The sequence below is a fragment of the Bradyrhizobium sp. NDS-1 genome (assembly GCF_032918005.1).
Classification (GTDB): domain Bacteria; phylum Pseudomonadota; class Alphaproteobacteria; order Rhizobiales; family Xanthobacteraceae; genus Bradyrhizobium; species Bradyrhizobium tunisiense.
Genome location: NZ_CP136628.1, coordinates 6127634 through 6145521, shown reverse-complemented (window position 1 = coordinate 6145521; position 17888 = coordinate 6127634). Strand labels below are relative to the sequence as shown.

Here is a 17888-nt window from a genome sequence, read left to right as displayed (position 1 = left end):
TCTGCGGTGGACGCGGCAGCGTCGGCACGAGAGGTGCGGGCAGGGCGGGTAGTCCCTGTGAGCCCGTGCTTCGTCTCGCTGTAAGTTCTCAGCTCCGTCGACAGGGCTGGGAATACTGCGGCGACATGGCGGGCCGTGCGTACGGCAAAACCGTGTGGTCCTGGCCGTCGTTGCCACGGTCAAGTTCTGCGGAGGTGCGAGCGAGCCCAACCGGGCGGACTGCATCATCCAATTCGCGGGGCGAGGGAGGCCAGAGGAAAGTTCGGCTCCCGGGAGAGCACGGCATAAGCCGTCCGACCACCGCGCAGGGAAGGCCGAGTGATCGGCACCACCTGTATGCTGCTGTGCGGTTCTCCTGCGTGCGCATGTCGCGCAGCGGACCGCGGGTGCGAGCTGGCACCCGGCCTTCCCTGTGCCCTCTTGGTCTTGAGGGTGAGACATGAAGCAAAGCTCGGGCGAATTCAGCCGCGAGGACGCGAAGGCGTGTCTGCAAGCGAGATGGTGCGGGAAGCGCGATGCCGTTGCGTCACACTCCGTCATTGCGAGCGCAGCGAAGCAATCCAGAAATCCATCCGCGGAGGCTGTCTGGATTGCTTCGTCGCAAGGGCTCCTCGCAATGACGTGCAGAGCGCGGGTCCCCACTCCGCTCTCGTGCCCCGGACGCAGCCCAGCGCCCCCGGCGATGCGAAGCATCGTGCGGTGCGGTGCTCTGCGCCGCGACGCCAGGAGGCGTTGCAGCTTGTCCGGGACACGCGCTCCCAGTCGGCGTCCGGGGCTCTCGCATTGTACGATACGCGTCGTTTACCAATCCCGCCCGGGTGCAATTTCCATCTCGCGATTTGCTTGCGGGTGTAGTACTTTCGTCTCAAGGGGCCCGGTCAACGGGCGGCAGGGGGAGGCTGATGAGGCGTGCGGGGCTGTTTGGCGTACCGCGGGTACGGCCATGGTCGTGGCAGGCGTTTCTGCTCGGATGCGTCGTTGTCGCAGTGTCCGCTGTGCTTCAGGGCGTCTGCGTTGCGCTCGGCTCAAAACTTTATTTCGCCGCGTTCCTGCCCGGCCTCTTCGTGCTCGGCATCGTTGCCGGCACGCCGGCGGCGGGGTTTGCCGCGCTGTTTACCATTCCACTGGTGTGGTGGGCGTTCATTCCGCCCTTCTTCGAGTTCAACGCGCTCTCCAGCGCGAATACCGATTCCATCAATCTGTTCTGCCTGCTCGCCGTGCTGCTGATCGGCCTTGCCGATCTCTGCCGCGAGACCATGAGGATCGTCGGCCGCGGCGAGCTGAAACGTCCGGGCGAGAGCGCAGCAACGAATCCGCAATAGATCGCCCTCGCACGGCCCCGCGCGTTGCCTGCGCGCAACAGTCCGGCAACCATCCGCATGCTTGCCGCGCGCCGCTAACTTTTCGAAAAAGATTTGGCCGCAGTTTCTCCCGCGGGAATGACGAGGGAGTTTTCGGACATGAACGGCCAGATCAACGGTCACGCCATCCTGGAGAACGTGCGCCGCTATCGCGGCATCGCATCGCTCTATCGCCAAACGGCTGCATTCCGCCCGGGTCAGAGCTGGTCGCTGCTGGAGCAGGCGAGGGACTGGGAGGCGCGGGCGCTGTCGGAGCTGGAAGCCTATTTCGCGTTGCGTGCCGACTACGCGGCTCCGCTCGCAGCCTGATCGTTAACCATCGCTCACGGTATGATCGTGAGGTCGGGCGCGGGCACCACGAATTGTCCGCCCCAGGCGCGAACCTCCGCCAACTGGGCAATGATCTCGTCCTTCAGATTCCAGGGCAGGATGAAGACGTAATCGGGTCTGCAAGCGATCAGGGCGGCGGGATCGCGGATCGGCAGATGCGTTCCCGGAAGCAGCAGGCCCTGCTTGTGCGGATTCCGGTCCACGGTGAAGGCCATCAGCTCGCGCGTGATGCCGCAATAATTGAGCAGCGTGTTGCCCTTCGCGGGTGCGCCATAGGCCAGCACCGTCTTGCCGGCGCGATGCGCCGCGACGAGAAAGTCGCGGATCGTCTCGCGCTTCGCCGCGACCTTCGCCTGAAAATCACCGTAAGTCGCGGGCCGATCGAGCCCTGCGACGGCCTCGCGCCGACGCAATCGCTCGAGCGCCGGCGTGGGGACATGAGCCGCGGCTTCGGCGCTGACGTGCAGGCGCAGCGAGCCGCCATGCGTCGGCAATTCCTCGACGTCGAAGACGCGCAAGGCATGTGCGCGAAAGACCGTCTCGAGCGTCGCGAGCGAGAAGTACGACAGATGCTCGTGATAGATCGTGTCGAACTGAATCTGCTCGATCAGGTGCAGCAGATGCGGAAGCTCCAGCGTGGCGCGCCCGGTCTCGGGCAGGAGAATGCGCAGGCCCGCGACGAAATCGTTGATATCGGGAACGTGCGGCAGCACGTTGTTGGCGACGATCAGCGCGGGGCGGTGGCCTTCGGCGAGCAGCCCTGTGGCGGCGTCGCGGCCGAAATAGCTCGTCCGGGTCGGGATGCCCTTGGCGATGGCAGCCGCCGCCGGGCCGCCGGCCGGCTCGATGCCGAGCGCGCGGATGCCGGCGCGCTGAAAATACTGCAGCAGATATCCATCATTGCTCGCGATCTCGATCACCTCGGATGCGGCATCGAGCCGCGCGCGGGCGATCATCCCGGCGGCATAGCTCTCCGCATGCCGGAGCCAGCTCTCGGAATAGGACGAGTAGTAGAGATACTGGCCGAAGATGTTCGCCGCAGGCTCGAATTGCGGAAGCTGGACCAGCCCGCAGGCTCCGCACGCGCGGGCATGCAGCGGATAGGCCGGCTCGATCGCATCCGCTCGCTCCGGCGGCAGATAGGAATTCGCCAGAGGCGACAGGCCGAGATCGACGAAGGTCTCGTCGAGCTCCCGCGCGCAAAAGCGGCATCGATGCCTGTCCATGAATGGATCGTCCGGTTGTGCCGTCGTGCCGCGGCTGTTAGTGAATTCTCACAAGCCACGGAAATTCCGACAACGCTGCGCATCATGCAACCCAAAAGGCGTTGGTGAACGGATGTTCGCAACGGCGGGTGTGCGCGTTGATCGCGGGGGCCTGAGATGAAATTCACTCCATTGGCTCTGCCAGGCGTGGTCGAGATCGGGATCGAGCCAGAGATCGACGCGCGCGGATTCTTCGCCCGGCTGTTCGACGCCGAGGCGTTCGCAGCGCACGGACTGCCGACGCATTTTGCGCAACACAGCCTGTCCCGCAACGAACGCGCCGGTACCCTGCGGGGCCTGCACCACCAGGCCAGCCGGCCGGAGGCCAAGCTGGTGCGCTGCGTTGCCGGCCGCGCCTTCGACGTGATCATCGATTTGCGCCGGTCGCTGCCGACCTATGGACAATGGTGCTCGGTCGAGCTCGCCGCCAACAGGCACAATGCCGTGTTCATTCCCGCCGGATGCGCGCACGGCTTCCAGACGCTCGAGGGTGGCACCGAGCTGATGTATTGCATCGACGTGCCCTATGACGCGCAAGGCGCTTCCGGCATTCGCTGGGACGATCCCTCGCTCGCGATTGCCTGGCCGCTGCCTGATCCGATCCTGTCCGCGCGCGACCGCGCGCTGCCGTATCTCTCATGAAACGGGTCCTGGTCACGGGCGCCTCCGGCTTCCTCGGCCGTGCGCTGTTGCCGGCGCTAATTGCTCGCGGCTTCGAGGTCCATGGCATCGCGCGCTCGGCTCGATCGGTGACGTCAGGCGTGACGTGGCACGCGGCCGATCTCCTCACCGAAGCCGGCCGCAGGCACGTGCTCTCCGCAGCCCGCCCGACCCACCTGGTTCATCTCGCCTGGGAAGCCCGGCCGGGCCGCTATCGCGAGGATCCCGTCAACCGGCTCTGGGCGGAGGCCAGCATCGACCTGCTCGCGCGTGCGAGGGCCGGCGGCGCCTGCCGCATCCTCGGCATCGGAAGCTGCCTCGAATACGGACCGCAGAGCGGCCCGTGTGAGGAGGGCGCCAGACCATGCCGTCCCACCACGCTGTACGGACAAGCCAAGCTCGCTACGGCTGAAGCCTATGTCGCGGCGGGGGCCGCCTGGGGCCGCGTGTTCGTGCCGTTCGGCCCGCACGAGCCGGAGGCGCGCCTCATCCCCTCGCTGATCCACAGCCTGCGTGCGGGACAGAACTTCGGTTGTTCACATGGCGGGCAGCTACGCGACTTCGTCTATGTCGATGACCTCGCGCAGATGATCGCCGCCGTGCTCGACAGCGACCTCACCGGTTTCGTCAATCTCGCCAGCGGCGAAGCGCGCAGCCTGCGCAGTGTGATCGAGCATGTCGCAGCTCTGCTGAAAGCACGCCATCTGGTCAGGTTCGGCGCGGTCGCCGCCACGGGGGTCGACGCCGAGCCGATCCTCGCCGCTGACGTCCGCCGCCTCCGTGAGGTGACCGCGGGCCTGCCGCTCGTGGGATTCGAGGAGGGCGCCGCACGCGGCCTCGCGTGGTGGATGGATCGTCTGTCGGGGCGGGAATGACGTTGCGGTCCCCTCGCAGAGCGCCGGCGGCAGGCGGGCCCCGTGGCAATTACGGAGTTGTCTCGCGGCCCGCCTGTGCTAGCAACGGGCCGATCGGAATCTCCTTCACGCCGGCCGGGGCAAGCGATGACCACGTTCAACCGCATCTTCACGACCGAGCGTCTGCTCCAGATCATTCTGATTCTGGCGGCGACCATCGCCATGAAGCTGATGAGCTGAGCGCCGGCGGATCATCGTCCGCCGAGTTCGGGCAGCTCGGGCAGATAGTTCGACCCCTCCGAGCCCAGAAAATCGAACATTGCCTGCGCCGGCGGCAGCAGCACCTTGTCGCTGCGGCGGATCACGTACCATTGCCGCACGATCGGCAGGCCCGCGACGTCGAGCACGACGAGCCGGCCCTCGGTGAGCTCATGCGCCACCGTGTGGGCCGAGATGAAGGCGATGCCGAGCCCGGCGATGACGGCCTGCTTGATGGTCTCGTTGCTGCTCATCTCCATGCCGATGATCGGCTCGAGATCGGACCTCTGGAACATGCCCTCCATCAGCGTTCGCGTCCCGGAGCCGGGTTCGCGGGTGAGGAAGGTCTCGTGCACGAGATCGGTCAGGTTGAGGCCGGAATCCTTCGCCAGCCAGTGCCCCTTGCGCGCGACGATGATGTGCGGATTGCGCCCGAGCTGGCGGACGTCGACCGTGACGTCGGCCGGTGGCCGACCCATCACCGCGAAATCGAGGTCGTAGCCGTGCATGGCCTCGCGAATCTCCTCGCGGTTGCCGATGGTCAGCTTGATCTCGATCTTGGGGTAGCGCTTGGAGAACGCTGCGATCGCATGCGGCACGAAATATTTCGCGGTCGAGACCGCGCCGAGATGCACGCTGCCGCCGGTCCGCCCCGCCAGCAGGTCGAGCGCGCCCTGGCAGTCCATGATCGCAGCCTCGACCCGCTCGGCCAGCGTCAGCACCTCCTTGCCCGCCTCCGTCAGCAGCATGCCGTCGCCGGTCCGCTGCACCAGCGGCAGGCCGGCGAGGTCCTGGAGCTGGCGGAGCTGCTGGGTCACGGCCGGCTGGGTCAGCCCGAGATGGCCGGACGCCGCCGTCACGCTGCCTTTGGCCGAGAGCGCCGCAAGCGAGCGCAACTGCCGGATCGTCAGATGCCGGAGCTGGGTCGCCGCATGGCTGGGACCATTATAAGAAAATTCTTTGAGGCTCATTATGAATAGAAATTTTCCTTATTAAGATGCCCCTGTCAATCTCCTGAATGCCGAGACCGATCGCGACCTGCCTCCAGAGGGGAGGAAAAGGCTGCGGCGCCGGCAAAGGGGATGGACGCAGATGACCGGGCAACTCAGGCTGGACGACCACCTTCAACGGTATTCAGAGACCGCTCCTCACGCGCTCGCAGTGGCCGCCGTCGTCGATGCCATTGCAGCGGCAGCCATCGAGATCGCCGACCTCATCGCCACCGGAGATCTCGCGGACGCCTCCGGCCTGACGACGGGGCGCAACAGCGACGGCGACCTCCAGCGCGACCTCGACGTCCAGGCCGATGCGATCCTGCGCCGCTGCCTCGGCAAGGTGCCGGTCGCGGCGCTCGCCTCGGAAGAGATGCGCGAGGCCCAGATCGGCGATCCCGGGGCAAAGATCTGCATCGCGGTCGATCCGCTCGACGGCTCCTCCAACATCGACATCAACATGACGGTCGGCACGATCTTCTCGATCCTGCCCGCCCCGGACGACCTCGCGCTCGCCTTCCATCAGCGCGGCTCGGCGCAGCTTGCGGCGGGCTTCGTCACCTACGGCCCGCAGACCTCGCTGGTGCTGACGCTCGGCGAGGGCGTCGATATCTTCACGCTCGACCGCAAGGCGGGCTGCTTCCGCCTCGCGCGCGCCGGCGTGCAGATCGCCGAGGCCAGCGAGGAGTTCGCGATCAACGCGTCGAACCGCCGGCATTGGGATTCGCCGGTGCGCGCCTTCGTCGACGAGTGCCTCGCCGGCGTCGAAGGGCCCGCCAATCACGATTTCAACATGCGCTGGGTCGGCTCGCTGGTCGCCGAGGCCTACCGCATCCTCACCCGCGGTGGCGTCTTCCTGTATCCCGCGGACGCGCGCCCCGGCTACGGCGACGGCCGCCTGCGCCTGACTTACGAGGCGCACCCGATGGCCATGATTATCGAGCAGGCCGGCGGCTCCGCCACCACGGGACGCGAGCGTATCCTCGACCTTTCGGCGCAGAGCCTGCATCAGCGCGTGCCGCTGATCATGGGCTCGAGCAACGAGGTGCGCCGCGTCGAGGAGCTGCATTGCGATCCGCTGCTGGTCGCCAGCGTCTCCGCGCCGCTGTTCGCGCGGCGCGGATTCTTCCGGCTCTGAGCGAGGCGTCCCATGTCCAGGAAGCATCCGATCATCTCCATCACCGGCTCCTCCGGCGCCGGCACCACCTCGGTGAAGAAGACGTTCGAGCAGATATTTTTCCGCGAGAAGGTCAACGCCGCGTACATCGAGGGTGATGCCTTCCATCGCTACGACCGCGCCGAGATGCGCGCGCAGATGGCAAAGGAGGCCGATCGCGGCAACAAGCTTTTCAGCCATTTCAGCCCCGAGACCAATCTGTTCGAGGAACTGGAGCGCGCCTTCCGCGATTATGGCGAGACCGGCACGGCGACCACGCGGCACTACGTGCATGATGCCGAGGAAGCCGCATTGCATGGCGCGGCGCCCGGAACCTTCACCGATTGGGAGAAGCTGCCGGAGAACTCCGACCTGCTGTTCTACGAAGGCCTGCACGGCGCCGTCGTCACCGACAAGGTCAATGTCGCGCGCTATGCCGACCTGAAGATCGGCGTCGTTCCTGTCATCAATCTGGAATGGATCCAGAAGCTGCACCGCGATCGCAGCGCGCGCGGCTATTCGACCGAGGCGGTCACCGACACCATCCTGCGGCGGATGCCCGACTACATCCACTACATCTGCCCGCAATTCACCGAGACCGACATCAATTTCCAGCGCGTGCCGACGGTGGACACCTCCAATCCGTTCGTCGCGCGCTGGATCCCGACGCCGGACGAATCGATGGTGGTGATCCGCTTCAAGAACCCGCGCGGCATCGATTTCCCCTATCTGCTCTCGATGCTGCCGCAAAGCTGGATGTCGCGCGCGAATTCGATCGTCTGCCCCGGCGCGAAACTCGATCTCGCGATGCAGCTGATCCTGACGCCGCTGATCATGCAGCTCATCGAGCGCAAGCGGAGCATGAAGTGATGATCTGCAACAACGACATCAATGGGAGGATCCGATGAACATCTCGGTTCATGCCGAAGCCGACCTCAACGCGGTCACGCATAATGATCTCGCCAACGCCGTCCGCTTCCTCGCGGTCGATGCCATCGAGACCTCGCAGTCGGGCCATCCCGGCCTGCCGATGGGGATGGCCGATGTCGCGACCGTGTTGTTCTCGCGTTTCCTGAAATTCGACTCGGCGCACCCGAACTGGCCGGACCGCGATCGGTTCGTGCTGTCGGCGGGCCATGGCTCGATGCTGCTCTATGCGCTGCTGCATCTGACCGGCGGCGACGTCAGCCTCGACGACATCAAGGCCTTCCGGCAATGGGGCTCGAAGACGCCGGGGCATCCGGAATACGGCCATACGCCGGGCGTGGAGACCACGACCGGTCCGCTCGGGCAGGGGATTGCCACGGCCGTCGGCATGGCCCTTGCGGAGCGGATGGCCAATGCGCGGCATGGCGACAGCCTCGTCGACCACTTCACCTATGTCATCGCGGGCGATGGCTGCCTGATGGAGGGCCTCAGCCAGGAAGCGATCTCGCTCGCAGGCCATCTGCAGCTCGGTCGTCTGATCGTGCTGTTCGACGACAACGGGATCTCCATCGACGGGCCGACTTCACTGGCAACGTCCGACGACCAGCTCGGGCGCTTCGCCGCTTCCGGCTGGTCGGTGCGCAGCATCGATGGACACGATCCCGAAGCGATCACGCAGGCGATCGCGGAAGAGCGGGGGGCCGCAAAACCGTCGCTGATCGCCTGCCGAACCATCATCGGCTACGGCGCGCCCGATAGACAGGGCACGGAGAAAGCCCATGGTGCGCCCCTGGGGACCGAGCAGGCCGCGGCGGCGCGCCGTACGCTCGGTTGGGATTATCAGCCCTTCGTGGTGCCGATGCCGATCCTGAAGGCGTGGCGGATGATCGGACAGCGCGGGCAGGTGGATCGGCTTGCCTGGCTCGATCGCTACGAAGGCGCGACCCCCGAGCAGCGCGACATGTTCGTCGAAGGCAAGGCGGTTGCCCTGCCGGCTGCCTATGCGCTGGCGGCCGCGAAGCTGCGCGAACGCTTCGCATCCGACCGTCCAAAGCTCGCGACCCGGCAGGCTTCGCAACAGGTGCTCGATGGCATCGCCGGAACGATTGCGGGCCTCGTCGGCGGCTCCGCGGACCTGACGCATTCGAATCTCACGCACGCCAAGGCGCAAGTCCCCGTCGCGCGCGGGGCGTTCTCCGGCGACTACATCCACTACGGCATTCGCGAGCACGGCATGGCTGCCGCGATGAACGGCCTGGCGCTCCATGGCGGCTTCATCCCCTATGGCGGCACCTTCCTGGCCTTCTCCGATTACAGCCGGCCGGCGATCCGTCTTGCGGCCCTGATGCGGCTCCGCGTCATCCATGTGATGACCCACGATTCGATCGGCCTTGGCGAGGATGGTCCGACGCATCAGCCGGTGGAGCATCTCGCTTCGCTGCGCGTCATTCCGAACCTTTTGGTGTTCCGCCCCGCCGACGCGGTGGAGACGCTCGAAGCCTGGGACTGCGCGCTCAATTCCGAAGACCGTCCGTCCGTGCTGTGCCTGTCGCGTCAGGCGCTGCCGACCTTCCGCAGCGATGCACGCGGCAAGAACCGTGTCGCGCGTGGCGCCTATCTCGTCGTCTCGCCGGACGGCGGCCGTGACGTGACGCTCATCGCAACCGGCTCGGAAGTCTCGATTGCACTGGAAGCCGCTCGCCTGCTTGCGGCCGAGCACATCCGTGCGGCCGTGGTGTCCGCGCCTTGCCTTGCCCTCTTCGAGGAACAGCCGGACGATTACCGCGCCACCGTGCTCGGCACCGCGCCGCGCGTTGGTGTCGAGGCGGCCGTGCCCGGCGACTGGGCGCGGTGGATCGGCGCTGAGGGTGAATTCGTCGGCATGCGCGGCTTCGGCGCCTCGGCGCCGGCGCCAGTGCTGTACCGCGAATTCGGCATCACGCAGCAGAGCATTGCGGAAGCAGCCCGCCGGGCGATCGCCCGCAAGAGACAATAAGGAGGACTCCTCGTGGCCCGTATCACCCTTCGCCAACTGCTCGATCACGCCGCCAGCCATGGCTATGCGGTGCCGGCATTCAACATCAACAACATGGAGCAGGGCATCGCGATCATGCAGGCGGCCGCCGAGGTCGATGCGCCCGTGATCATGCAGGCCTCGCGCGGCGCGCGCAGTTATGCCGGCGACATCATGCTCTCGCACATGATCGACGCGCTGGAGCGGACCTATCCGGACATTCCGCTCTGCATGCACCAGGATCACGGCAACGACGAAGCGACCTGCGCGTCCGCGATCGCGCACGGCTTTACCTCCGTCATGATGGACGGCTCGCTCAAGGCCGATGCCAAGACGGCGGCCGATTATGACTACAACGTCGCGATCACCCGGCGCGTCGTCGATCTCGCGCACTGGGTCGGCGCATCCGTCGAAGGCGAGCTCGGCGTGCTCGGCTCCCTCGAACACGGTGGCGGCGAACAGGAAGACGGGCATGGCGTCGAGGGCAAGGTCGGCCATGACCAGCTCCTGACTGATCCCGACCAGGCGGTCGACTTCGTCCGCGCCACCAAGGTCGATGCGCTTGCCATCGCGATGGGGACCTCGCACGGTGCCTACAAGTTCAGCCGGAAGCCCGACGGTGACATCCTGGCGATGCGCGTGGTCGAGGAGATCCATCGCCGCCTGCCGAACACGCATCTGGTGATGCATGGTTCCTCATCGGTACCGCAGCCGCTCCAGGACATGTTCAACCAGTTCGGCGGCGAGATGCCCCAGACCTGGGGCGTGCCCGTCGAGGAGATCGTTCGCGGCATCAAGAGCGGCGTGCGGAAGGTCAACATCGACACCGATTGTCGCCTCGCGATGACGGCAGTGTTCCGCAAGGTCGCGGCGCAAACGCGCTCCGAGTTCGACCCACGCAAGTTCCTCAAGCCCGCGATGGACGCGATGCGTGAGCTTTGCCGCGAACGTTTCGAGCAGTTCGGAACCGCGGGCCATGCAAGCAGGATCAAGGTCGTTCCCATGGCCGAGATGGCACGACGCTATCGCAACGGCGAATTGGATCCGCGCGTCGACGCCCGCGAATCCGTGGCGGCCTAGTCAATCAGAAAGAGCAGAGAAAAGAGCAGGAGAGAGCCATGAATGCACATGCAGGAACCGTCCGCGGCAAAGAGCGCTATCGATCAGGCACGATGGAATACGCGCGCATGGGCTATTGGGAGCCCGAGTACATGCCGAAGGACACCGACGTCATCGCGCTGTTCCGCGTCACCCCGCAGGAAGGCGTCGATCCGATCGAGGCGTCGGCTGCCGTCGCCGGCGAGTCCTCGACCGCGACCTGGACCGTGGTGTGGACCGACCGCCTGACTGCGGCGGAGAAATATCGCGCAAAATGCTATCGCGTCGATCCGGTGCCGGGCACGCCGGGCTCGTATTTCGCCTACATCGCCTACGACCTCGACCTGTTCGAGCCGGGCTCCATCGCCAACCTCTCGGCTTCGATCATCGGCAACGTGTTCGGCTTCAAGCCGCTCAAGGCACTGCGGCTCGAGGACATGCGTTTCCCGGTCGCCTATGTGAAGACGTTCCAGGGACCGGCGACCGGCATCGTGGTCGAGCGCGAGCGGCTGGACAAGTTCGGCCGGCCGCTGCTGGGTGCGACGGTGAAGCCGAAGCTCGGGCTTTCGGGCCGCAACTATGGCCGCGTCGTCTACGAGGCGCTGAAGGGCGGGCTCGATTTCACCAAGGACGACGAGAACATCAACTCGCAGCCCTTCATGCACTGGCGCGATCGGTTCCTGTACTGCATGGAAGCCGTGAACCGCGCGCAGGCCGCCTCCGGCGAGGTGAAGGGCACGTACCTGAACGTCACCGCGGGCACGATGGAGGACATGTACGAGCGCGCGGAGTTCGCCAAGGAGCTCGGGTCGTGCATCGTCATGATCGACCTCGTGATCGGCTACACCGCGATCCAGTCGATGGCCAAATGGGCGCGGCGCAACGACATGATCCTGCATCTGCATCGCGCGGGCCACTCGACCTATACGCGGCAGAAGAGCCATGGCGTGTCGTTCCGCGTCATTGCGAAGTGGATGCGGCTTGCCGGCGTCGACCACATCCACGCAGGCACGGTGGTCGGCAAGCTGGAGGGCGACCCCAACACCACTCGTGGCTATTACGACGTCTGCCGTGAGGACTTCAACCCGACCAAGCTCGAGCACGGTCTGTTCTTCGACCAGTCCTGGGCGAGCCTGAACAAGATGATGCCGGTCGCCTCGGGCGGCATCCATGCCGGCCAAATGCACCAGCTGCTCGACCTCCTGGGCGAAGACGTCGTGCTGCAGTTCGGCGGCGGCACCATCGGCCACCCCATGGGCATTGCGGCTGGTGCGATCGCCAACCGCGTCGCGCTGGAAGCGATGATCCTCGCTCGCAACGAGGGCCGGGATTACGTCCACGAGGGCCCGGAGATCCTGGCCAGGGCGGCTGAGACCTGTACGCCGCTGAAGGCGGCGCTCGAGGTCTGGAAGGACGTGACCTTCAATTATCAATCCACCGACACGCCGGACTTCGTGCCGACCGCACTCGAAACCGTTTGAGGAGATTTGACATGAAGCTGACTCAAGGCTGCTTCTCGTTCCTGCCCGAGCTCACCGACGATCAGATCACCAAGCAGGTGCAATATTGCCTGACCCAGGGCTGGGCGGTGAATATCGAGTTCACCGACGATCCGCATCCCCGCAACACCTATTGGGAGATGTGGGGCCTGCCGATGTTCGACCTTCAGGACGCTGCCGGCGTCATGATGGAGCTCGCGGAGTGCCGCAGGGTTTACGGCGATCGCTACATTCGCATCAGCGGCTTCGATTCCGGCCATGGCTGGGAATCGGTGCGGATCTCCTTCCTCGTCAACCGGCCGCCGCAGGAGGCGGAGTTCGAGCTGGTGCGGCAGGAAGTCGGCGGCCGTGCGATCCGTTACACCACAATGCGAAAGCCGGCTGCCCACGCCGCTCAATAACCGTTCTCCTCCGCGCGGAGCTCTCCCTGCTCCGTATCCTTGGCGGACCACTGCTTCGCCGCTCCCCCGCGGCGAAGCTCTTTTCTTCGAGGGTAGCGATGCTCGATGTTCCCCACTCAACCACGACTGAGCCCAGCGAGACTCATTTCGATCTCCGCAAGGAAGCCGAGGCGGCCGGAATCACCGGCACGCTGCAGCAGCTCGAGCAGGAGCTGATCGGATTGAAACCGGTGAAGAACCGCGTGCGCCAGATCGCCTCGCTGCTGCTGATCGAGCGCATCCGGCAGCGTGCGGGCCTGGCCTCCGCGCCGCCGACGCTGCACATGTCGTTCACCGGCAACCCCGGCACCGGCAAGACCACGGTGGCGCTGCGCATGGCCAGGATCCTGCACGGTCTCGGCTTCGTGCGGCGGGGGCAGGTGATCTCGGTCACGCGCGACGATCTCGTCGGCCAATATATCGGCCACACCGCGCCGAAGACGAAGGAGATCCTGAAGAAGGCGATGGGCGGCGTCTTGTTCATCGACGAGGCCTATTATCTCCATCGCCCCGACAACGAGCGCGACTACGGACAGGAGGCGATCGAGATCCTGCTCCAGGTGATGGAGAATCAGCGCGAAGACCTGGTCGTGATCCTCGCCGGCTATGGCGAGCGGATGACGAGCTTCTTCGCCTCCAACCCCGGCTTCCGTTCGCGCATCGCCCATCACATCGATTTTCCGGACTATGCCGAAGCCGAGTTGCTCGTCATCGCCGAGTTGATGCTGAAGGAGCGCGGCTATCGTTTGTCGGCGGCGGCGCGCGAGGCCTTCGAAAGATACATTGCGCTGCGCCGGACGCAGCCGTTCTTCTCCAATGCGCGCTCGATCCGCAACGCCGTCGACCGTATCCGACTGCGGCAGGCCGACCGCCTGGTGTCGGATCTCGACCGCATGCTCGATGTCGCCGACCTCGAAACCATCGATCCCATGGACGTTCTGGCGAGTCGCGTCTTCAGCGGCGGCGCCGATGCGCGGAGTGCAAAGCCATGACCAGAGAGATCATGATCGCCCCCTCGATCCTCGCTGCGGATTTCGCCCGCCTCGGCGAGGAGATCGCGGCAATCGACACGGCCGGCGCCGACTGGATCCATTGCGACGTCATGGACGGGCACTTCGTGCCGAACATCAGCTTTGGTGCCGATGTCATCAAGGCGATCCGGCCGATGACGAAGAAGGTCTTCGATGTGCATCTCATGATCGCGCCGGCCGATGCCTACCTCGAGGCGTTTGCGAAGGCCGGGGCCGATATCATCACCGTGCATGCTGAGGCCGGGCCGCATCTCGACCGCTCGCTCCAGGCGATCCGTGGACTCGGCAAGGAGGCCGGCGTCAGCTTGTGTCCCGCGACGCCGGAGAGCGCCATCGAATATGTGCTCGATCGTCTCGACCTCGTGCTGGTGATGACAGTCAATCCCGGCTTCGGCGGCCAGTCCTTTCTCCACTCCCAACTGGAGAAGATCAAGCGCATCCGAGCCATGATCGGCGACAGGCCGATCCGGCTCGAGGTTGACGGCGGTGTCACCCGCGACAATGCCGCTGCGGTGGCGGCGGCGGGCGCCGATACGCTGGTGGCCGGTTCCGCGGTGTTCCGCGGCAAGGGCGTCGCCGACTATGCCGCGAATATCGAGGCCATTCGCACCGCCGCCGAGACGGGCTGGGTTCCGAAGCGGCAAGATAATGCCGTGCAACCGATCCGTCTCGGCGAAGGCGCGCGCACCCGGTAGATTACGGGCGCCCTCAGCAAGCGATTGCGCCGAAGTATCGCTCGCTTGGAAGAGCCGACTTTTTTTCCGGAGTCTTACGGAGAATCCGGCACGAGTCGGCGACGCTTTCATGACGGGGTAACCAACGGTGTCGAAGTAGGCACGCGATTAACGGCGACGCAATGCGCCGCTTCACAATCTGTGGTTCAAGAGCTGCAGAGAGCGTGGGATGCACATTCAATATCTTCACTGGAATGAGGCCCATGGCTGGCGCGGAGCGGATGCTCTGCGCGAGCCTCCCCAGCTCGTGCTCTATTTCGGCAGCCGTGAGGGCATCGCAAGCGGTGAGCGTTATCGCGAGCTGCGCGGCCTTCATCCCGGGAGTCACATCGTCGGCGGTAGCACCAGCGGACAGATTCATGGTGACGACATCAGCGATGACGAGGTCGTTGCCGTTGCGTTGCGCTTCGATCGGACGCCGGTGCGGGTGGCAAGCGAGATCGCTGCGTCTCGCGAAGACTCGCGGAGCTGCGGCGCGAATCTCGCGCGCGAGATCGCGGCACCCGATCTCGCGGGCGTCTTCATTCTGTCCGACGGCTTGATCGTGAACGGCAGCGAGCTCGTGGCCGGCATCACCGATGTTCTGGGGCCGGACGTGCCGGTCACCGGCGGTCTTGCCGGCGACGACACGCGATTCGAGCAGACGCTGGTCGGGGCCGACGCTGAACCGTCGTCCCATCGCGTCGCTGCGATTGGTTTCTACGGCCCGTCCATCCGCATCGCCCATGGATGCGCCGGTGGATGGGACGTGTTCGGGCCGCAACGCAAGGTGACGAAGTCGCAGGGACCCGTGGTGATGCAGCTCGACGGGGAGCCGCCGCTGGATCTCTACACGCGATATCTCGGCGAGGAGGAGGTTGCAGCCATGCCCGGCTCGGGCCTTGCCTTCCCGTTGCGCATTCACGACGAGGCCGAGCCGGATCGGCAGATCGTCCGCTCGGTCTTCGCGGTCGATCGCGAGGCCGGCACACTGACATTCGCCGCGGACATTCCCGAGGGATGCACGGCGCAGCTGATGCGGGCCAATTTCGACAGTCTCGCCGCCGGCGCGGGTGAGGCGGGCCGGCGCGCACGCAATGCGCTCGCAACCGGTCTCGCCGGCGACAAGCTCGCGATCCTGGTGAGCTGCGTCGGACGGCGCCGGGTCATGGGGCAGCGCATCCAGGATGAACTGGATGCCGTCGCTGCCGAGCTCGGTGACGACGTCGCGCGCATCGGCTTCTATTCTTATGGCGAGATCGCGCCGCCGGCCGCGTCCGGCCGCTGCGAACTGCACAACCAGACCATGACCGTCACCATGATCGCAGAGGCGGCTGATTGACCATGCATCGCCTGTTGGCACGACAGCTGCGCCAAGCGACCGACGAAGCCGGGCAGGTCGACCTGACCAGGCTCGGCGAGCTCGTCAGTGCCGCCTATGAAGAGAGCGATCGGGATCGCCGCCGCACCGATCGTGCGATCAAGCTGATGATCGAGGAGCTCGAACAGACGCACAAGCGCGCCGAACGGGATTTGCTGCGGGCGCGCGAGTTCCTCGACAGCATCATCGAGAACATCCCGATCGCAGTGTTCGTCAAGGATGCGAAGGACTCCCGCTACGTCCTGCTCAACCGCGCCGGCGAAGAGTATTACGGAATGCCGCGCGAGGAGATGCTGGGCAAGACTCCTGAGCAGATCTTTCCGGACAATATCGCCCGCGTCGTCAACGAGCAGGATCGCCGCGTCGTCGACAGCGGTACCCCGATGTTCCTGGAGGGGCATCCGCTCGAAGTCGGCGTCAAGGGCCGCGATCGGCTGGTCAATTCACGCAAGCTGCTGATCAGGGATGGTGCTGGCGCGCCGCAATATCTGGTTGGCGTGATCGAGGACGTCACCGAGAGGATCAGGAACGAGGCGCGGATCAGCCATCTCGCGCATCATGACGCGTTGACGGACCTGCCGAACCGCAGCGCCTTCAACGCCGCGCTCGGCGAGCGGCTGGAGCGGGCGCAGGAGGCGGCGACCAGTTTTGCCGTGCTCAGCCTCGATCTCGACCGCTTCAAGGAGGTCAACGACGTGTTCGGCCATCCCGTCGGCGACATGCTGATGCGGACGGCGGCGGACCGGCTTGCCGCGGAAGCCGACGGCGCCTTCGTCGCTCGTATCGGCGGCGACGAGTTCATGATCCTGATGCCCGACGACATCAGGCGTGAGGACGTTCTGGCGCTTGCCGAACGCCTGGTCGAGACGATCGGCAAGGAGCTCGAGGTCGACGACTATCTTCCCCATGTCGGCCTCAGCATCGGCATTGCGTTTTATCCTGACGACGGCGTGAACGCCGTCACGCTGCTCGCCAATGCCGATTCCGCGCTCTATCGCGCCAAGCGCGAGGGCAGGGGCAGGGTCCGAATCTTCGAATCCGAGATGGACCAGGAGCTTCGCGACCGCAGGCTGTTGCAGCACGATCTGCGACGGGCGCTGGAGCAGAACGAGTTCCTCGTCTACTTCCAGCCGCAGGCGCGGATGGAGGGCGAAGTCTTCGGCTTCGAGGCGCTGTTGCGCTGGAACCACCCGACGCGGGGTTTCGTGCCGCCGGACCAGTTCATTCCGCTTGCCGAGGAGAACGGGCTGATCGTCCAGATCGGCGAATGGGTGTTGCGCGAAGCGTGCCGCGAGGCGGCGTCATGGCCACGGCCGCTGCAGGTCGCCGTCAATCTGTCGCCGGTCCAGTTCCAGGCCGGCGATCTCGAACGTTCGATCCACCAAATTCTGCTGGAGACGGGGCTCAGCCCGACGCGGCTCGAGGTCGAGATCACCGAGGGTGTGCTGATCGGCGATTTCACCCGCGCGCTCAATCTGCTGCGGCGGCTGAAGGCGCTCGGTATCCGCATCGCGATGGACGATTTCGGCACCGGTTATTCCTCGCTGTCCTATCTGCAGTCGTTTCCGTTCGACAAGATCAAGATCGATCGGGGTTTCATCTCCAACCTCGAGGCGACGCCGCAATCGGCCGAGATTGTGCGCGCGGTCCTGAGCCTCGCGCATGCCCTGAATATCCCGGTCATTGCCGAAGGGGTGGAGACGGAAGCCCAGCGTGCCTTCCTGGCGCGCGAGGCCTGCGAGGAGATGCAGGGCTATCTGGTCGGCCGGCCCGACCTGATCGAGCGCTATCTCGACCTGGTCGGCGTGACCGTGGAGCGCAGGGCCTACGCCTAGCTCCCGGACCACGATGACGGGGATTCCGAGCCTTCGTCGACACCCGTTTGGAACCTTGGCTCGGACATATATTT

16 protein-coding genes are annotated in these 17888 nt (G+C 65.5%); 14 read left to right on the top strand and 2 right to left on the bottom strand.

Annotated features, from left to right (window positions below):
- Window positions 1–902 precede the first annotated feature (902 nt).
- Together RX330_RS28685 and RX330_RS28680 are read left to right on the top strand one after the other, a co-directional pair.
- Window positions 903–1322: a DUF4118 domain-containing protein gene (locus RX330_RS28685; RefSeq protein WP_212080821.1), complete on the top strand. Its 420-nt coding sequence runs from the start codon at window positions 903–905 to the stop codon at window positions 1320–1322.
- Window positions 1323–1460: 138 nt separating this feature from the next.
- Window positions 1461–1670: a hypothetical protein gene (locus RX330_RS28680; RefSeq protein WP_212080822.1), complete on the top strand. Its 210-nt coding sequence runs from the start codon at window positions 1461–1463 to the stop codon at window positions 1668–1670.
- 14 nt (window positions 1671–1684) lie between these two features.
- Here the strand turns inward: RX330_RS28680 and RX330_RS28675 are convergent, their stop codons facing one another.
- On the bottom strand, window positions 1685–2917 hold the full coding sequence (locus RX330_RS28675) for a class I SAM-dependent methyltransferase (RefSeq protein ID WP_317240704.1): 1233 nt from the start codon (window positions 2915–2917) through the stop codon (window positions 1685–1687).
- 156 nt (window positions 2918–3073) lie between these two features.
- On the opposite strand from RX330_RS28675, the gene rfbC reads away from it, so the two are divergent.
- Together rfbC and RX330_RS28665 are read left to right on the top strand one after the other, a co-directional pair.
- The gene (gene rfbC, locus RX330_RS28670; RefSeq protein WP_317240703.1) at window positions 3074–3598 is read left to right on the top strand and encodes a dTDP-4-dehydrorhamnose 3,5-epimerase; all 525 of its coding nucleotides are present in this window, start codon (window positions 3074–3076) and stop codon (window positions 3596–3598) included.
- Window positions 3595–4491, top strand: coding sequence for an NAD-dependent epimerase/dehydratase (locus RX330_RS28665; RefSeq protein ID WP_317240702.1), 897 nt, complete (start codon window positions 3595–3597; stop codon window positions 4489–4491). The genes rfbC and RX330_RS28665 overlap by 4 nt, the downstream gene beginning before the upstream one ends.
- Before the next feature lie 230 nt (window positions 4492–4721).
- Here RX330_RS28665 and RX330_RS28660 read toward each other — a convergent pair whose 3' ends face one another.
- Window positions 4722–5699: a LysR family transcriptional regulator gene (locus tag RX330_RS28660; RefSeq protein ID WP_212080826.1), complete on the bottom strand. Its 978-nt coding sequence runs from the start codon at window positions 5697–5699 to the stop codon at window positions 4722–4724.
- Window positions 5700–5820: 121 nt separating this feature from the next.
- Here RX330_RS28660 and RX330_RS28655 point away from each other — a divergent pair, with 121 nt between their 5' ends.
- The 10 genes from RX330_RS28655 (at window position 5821) to RX330_RS28610 (ending at window position 17814) form a co-directional block, all read left to right on the top strand.
- Window positions 5821–6858 carry a class 1 fructose-bisphosphatase gene (locus RX330_RS28655; RefSeq protein WP_317240701.1) on the top strand — a complete coding sequence of 346 codons (1038 nt, stop codon included), beginning with the start codon at window positions 5821–5823 and terminating at the stop codon, window positions 6856–6858.
- Between the two features lie 12 nt (window positions 6859–6870).
- Window positions 6871–7746 (top strand): phosphoribulokinase, encoded by an 876-nt coding sequence (locus RX330_RS28650; RefSeq protein WP_317240700.1) that lies wholly within the window; start codon window positions 6871–6873, stop codon window positions 7744–7746.
- A gap of 34 nt (window positions 7747–7780) precedes the next feature.
- On the top strand, window positions 7781–9799 hold the full coding sequence (tkt, locus tag RX330_RS28645; RefSeq protein WP_317240699.1) for a transketolase: 2019 nt from the start codon (window positions 7781–7783) through the stop codon (window positions 9797–9799).
- A gap of 12 nt (window positions 9800–9811) precedes the next feature.
- Window positions 9812–10897, top strand: coding sequence for a class II fructose-bisphosphate aldolase (gene fba, locus RX330_RS28640; protein WP_212080830.1), 1086 nt, complete (start codon window positions 9812–9814; stop codon window positions 10895–10897).
- A 38-nt stretch (window positions 10898–10935) separates the two neighbouring features.
- Window positions 10936–12396, top strand: a complete 1461-nt coding sequence (locus RX330_RS28635; protein ID WP_212080831.1) for a form I ribulose bisphosphate carboxylase large subunit — start codon at window positions 10936–10938, stop codon at window positions 12394–12396.
- An 11-nt stretch (window positions 12397–12407) separates the two neighbouring features.
- Window positions 12408–12815, top strand: coding sequence for a ribulose bisphosphate carboxylase small subunit (locus RX330_RS28630; protein ID WP_212080832.1), 408 nt, complete (start codon window positions 12408–12410; stop codon window positions 12813–12815).
- Window positions 12816–12913: 98 nt separating this feature from the next.
- Complete coding sequence (gene cbbX, locus RX330_RS28625; protein ID WP_212080833.1) at window positions 12914–13846, top strand: CbbX protein; 933 nt, start codon at window positions 12914–12916, stop codon at window positions 13844–13846.
- Window positions 13843–14580: a ribulose-phosphate 3-epimerase gene (gene rpe / locus RX330_RS28620; RefSeq protein WP_212080834.1), complete on the top strand. Its 738-nt coding sequence runs from the start codon at window positions 13843–13845 to the stop codon at window positions 14578–14580. Before cbbX ends, rpe begins: the two co-directional genes overlap by 4 nt.
- A 208-nt stretch (window positions 14581–14788) precedes the next feature.
- Window positions 14789–15940 (top strand): FIST signal transduction protein, encoded by a 1152-nt coding sequence (locus RX330_RS28615; RefSeq protein WP_212080835.1) that lies wholly within the window; start codon window positions 14789–14791, stop codon window positions 15938–15940.
- 2 nt (window positions 15941–15942) lie between these two features.
- Window positions 15943–17814 (top strand): putative bifunctional diguanylate cyclase/phosphodiesterase, encoded by a 1872-nt coding sequence (locus RX330_RS28610; RefSeq protein WP_249153080.1) that lies wholly within the window; start codon window positions 15943–15945, stop codon window positions 17812–17814.
- The last annotated feature ends 74 nt before the right edge of the window (window positions 17815–17888 follow it).

What these genes read in the sequence shown, in the direction of transcription:
- rpe (WP_212080834.1), top strand. Translation starts at nt 13,843, where the DNA reads ATGACCAGAGAGATCATGATCGCCCCCTCGATCCTCGCTGCGGATTTC.
- rfbC (WP_317240703.1), top strand. Translation starts at nt 3,074, where the DNA reads ATGAAATTCACTCCATTGGCTCTGCCAGGCGTGGTCGAGATCGGGATC.
- RX330_RS28650 (WP_317240700.1), top strand. Translation starts at nt 6,871, where the DNA reads ATGTCCAGGAAGCATCCGATCATCTCCATCACCGGCTCCTCCGGCGCC.
- RX330_RS28660 (WP_212080826.1), bottom strand. Translation starts at nt 5,699, where the DNA reads ATGAGCCTCAAAGAATTTTCTTATAATGGTCCCAGCCATGCGGCGACC.
- RX330_RS28665 (WP_317240702.1), top strand. Translation starts at nt 3,595, where the DNA reads ATGAAACGGGTCCTGGTCACGGGCGCCTCCGGCTTCCTCGGCCGTGCG.
- RX330_RS28610 (WP_249153080.1), top strand. Translation starts at nt 15,943, where the DNA reads ATGCATCGCCTGTTGGCACGACAGCTGCGCCAAGCGACCGACGAAGCC.
- RX330_RS28655 (WP_317240701.1), top strand. Translation starts at nt 5,821, where the DNA reads ATGACCGGGCAACTCAGGCTGGACGACCACCTTCAACGGTATTCAGAG.
- tkt (WP_317240699.1), top strand. Translation starts at nt 7,781, where the DNA reads ATGAACATCTCGGTTCATGCCGAAGCCGACCTCAACGCGGTCACGCAT.
- RX330_RS28635 (WP_212080831.1), top strand. Translation starts at nt 10,936, where the DNA reads ATGAATGCACATGCAGGAACCGTCCGCGGCAAAGAGCGCTATCGATCA.
- cbbX (WP_212080833.1), top strand. Translation starts at nt 12,914, where the DNA reads ATGCTCGATGTTCCCCACTCAACCACGACTGAGCCCAGCGAGACTCAT.
- RX330_RS28630 (WP_212080832.1), top strand. Translation starts at nt 12,408, where the DNA reads ATGAAGCTGACTCAAGGCTGCTTCTCGTTCCTGCCCGAGCTCACCGAC.
- RX330_RS28675 (WP_317240704.1), bottom strand. Translation starts at nt 2,917, where the DNA reads ATGGACAGGCATCGATGCCGCTTTTGCGCGCGGGAGCTCGACGAGACC.
- RX330_RS28685 (WP_212080821.1), top strand. Translation starts at nt 903, where the DNA reads ATGAGGCGTGCGGGGCTGTTTGGCGTACCGCGGGTACGGCCATGGTCG.
- RX330_RS28615 (WP_212080835.1), top strand. Translation starts at nt 14,789, where the DNA reads ATGCACATTCAATATCTTCACTGGAATGAGGCCCATGGCTGGCGCGGA.
- RX330_RS28680 (WP_212080822.1), top strand. Translation starts at nt 1,461, where the DNA reads ATGAACGGCCAGATCAACGGTCACGCCATCCTGGAGAACGTGCGCCGC.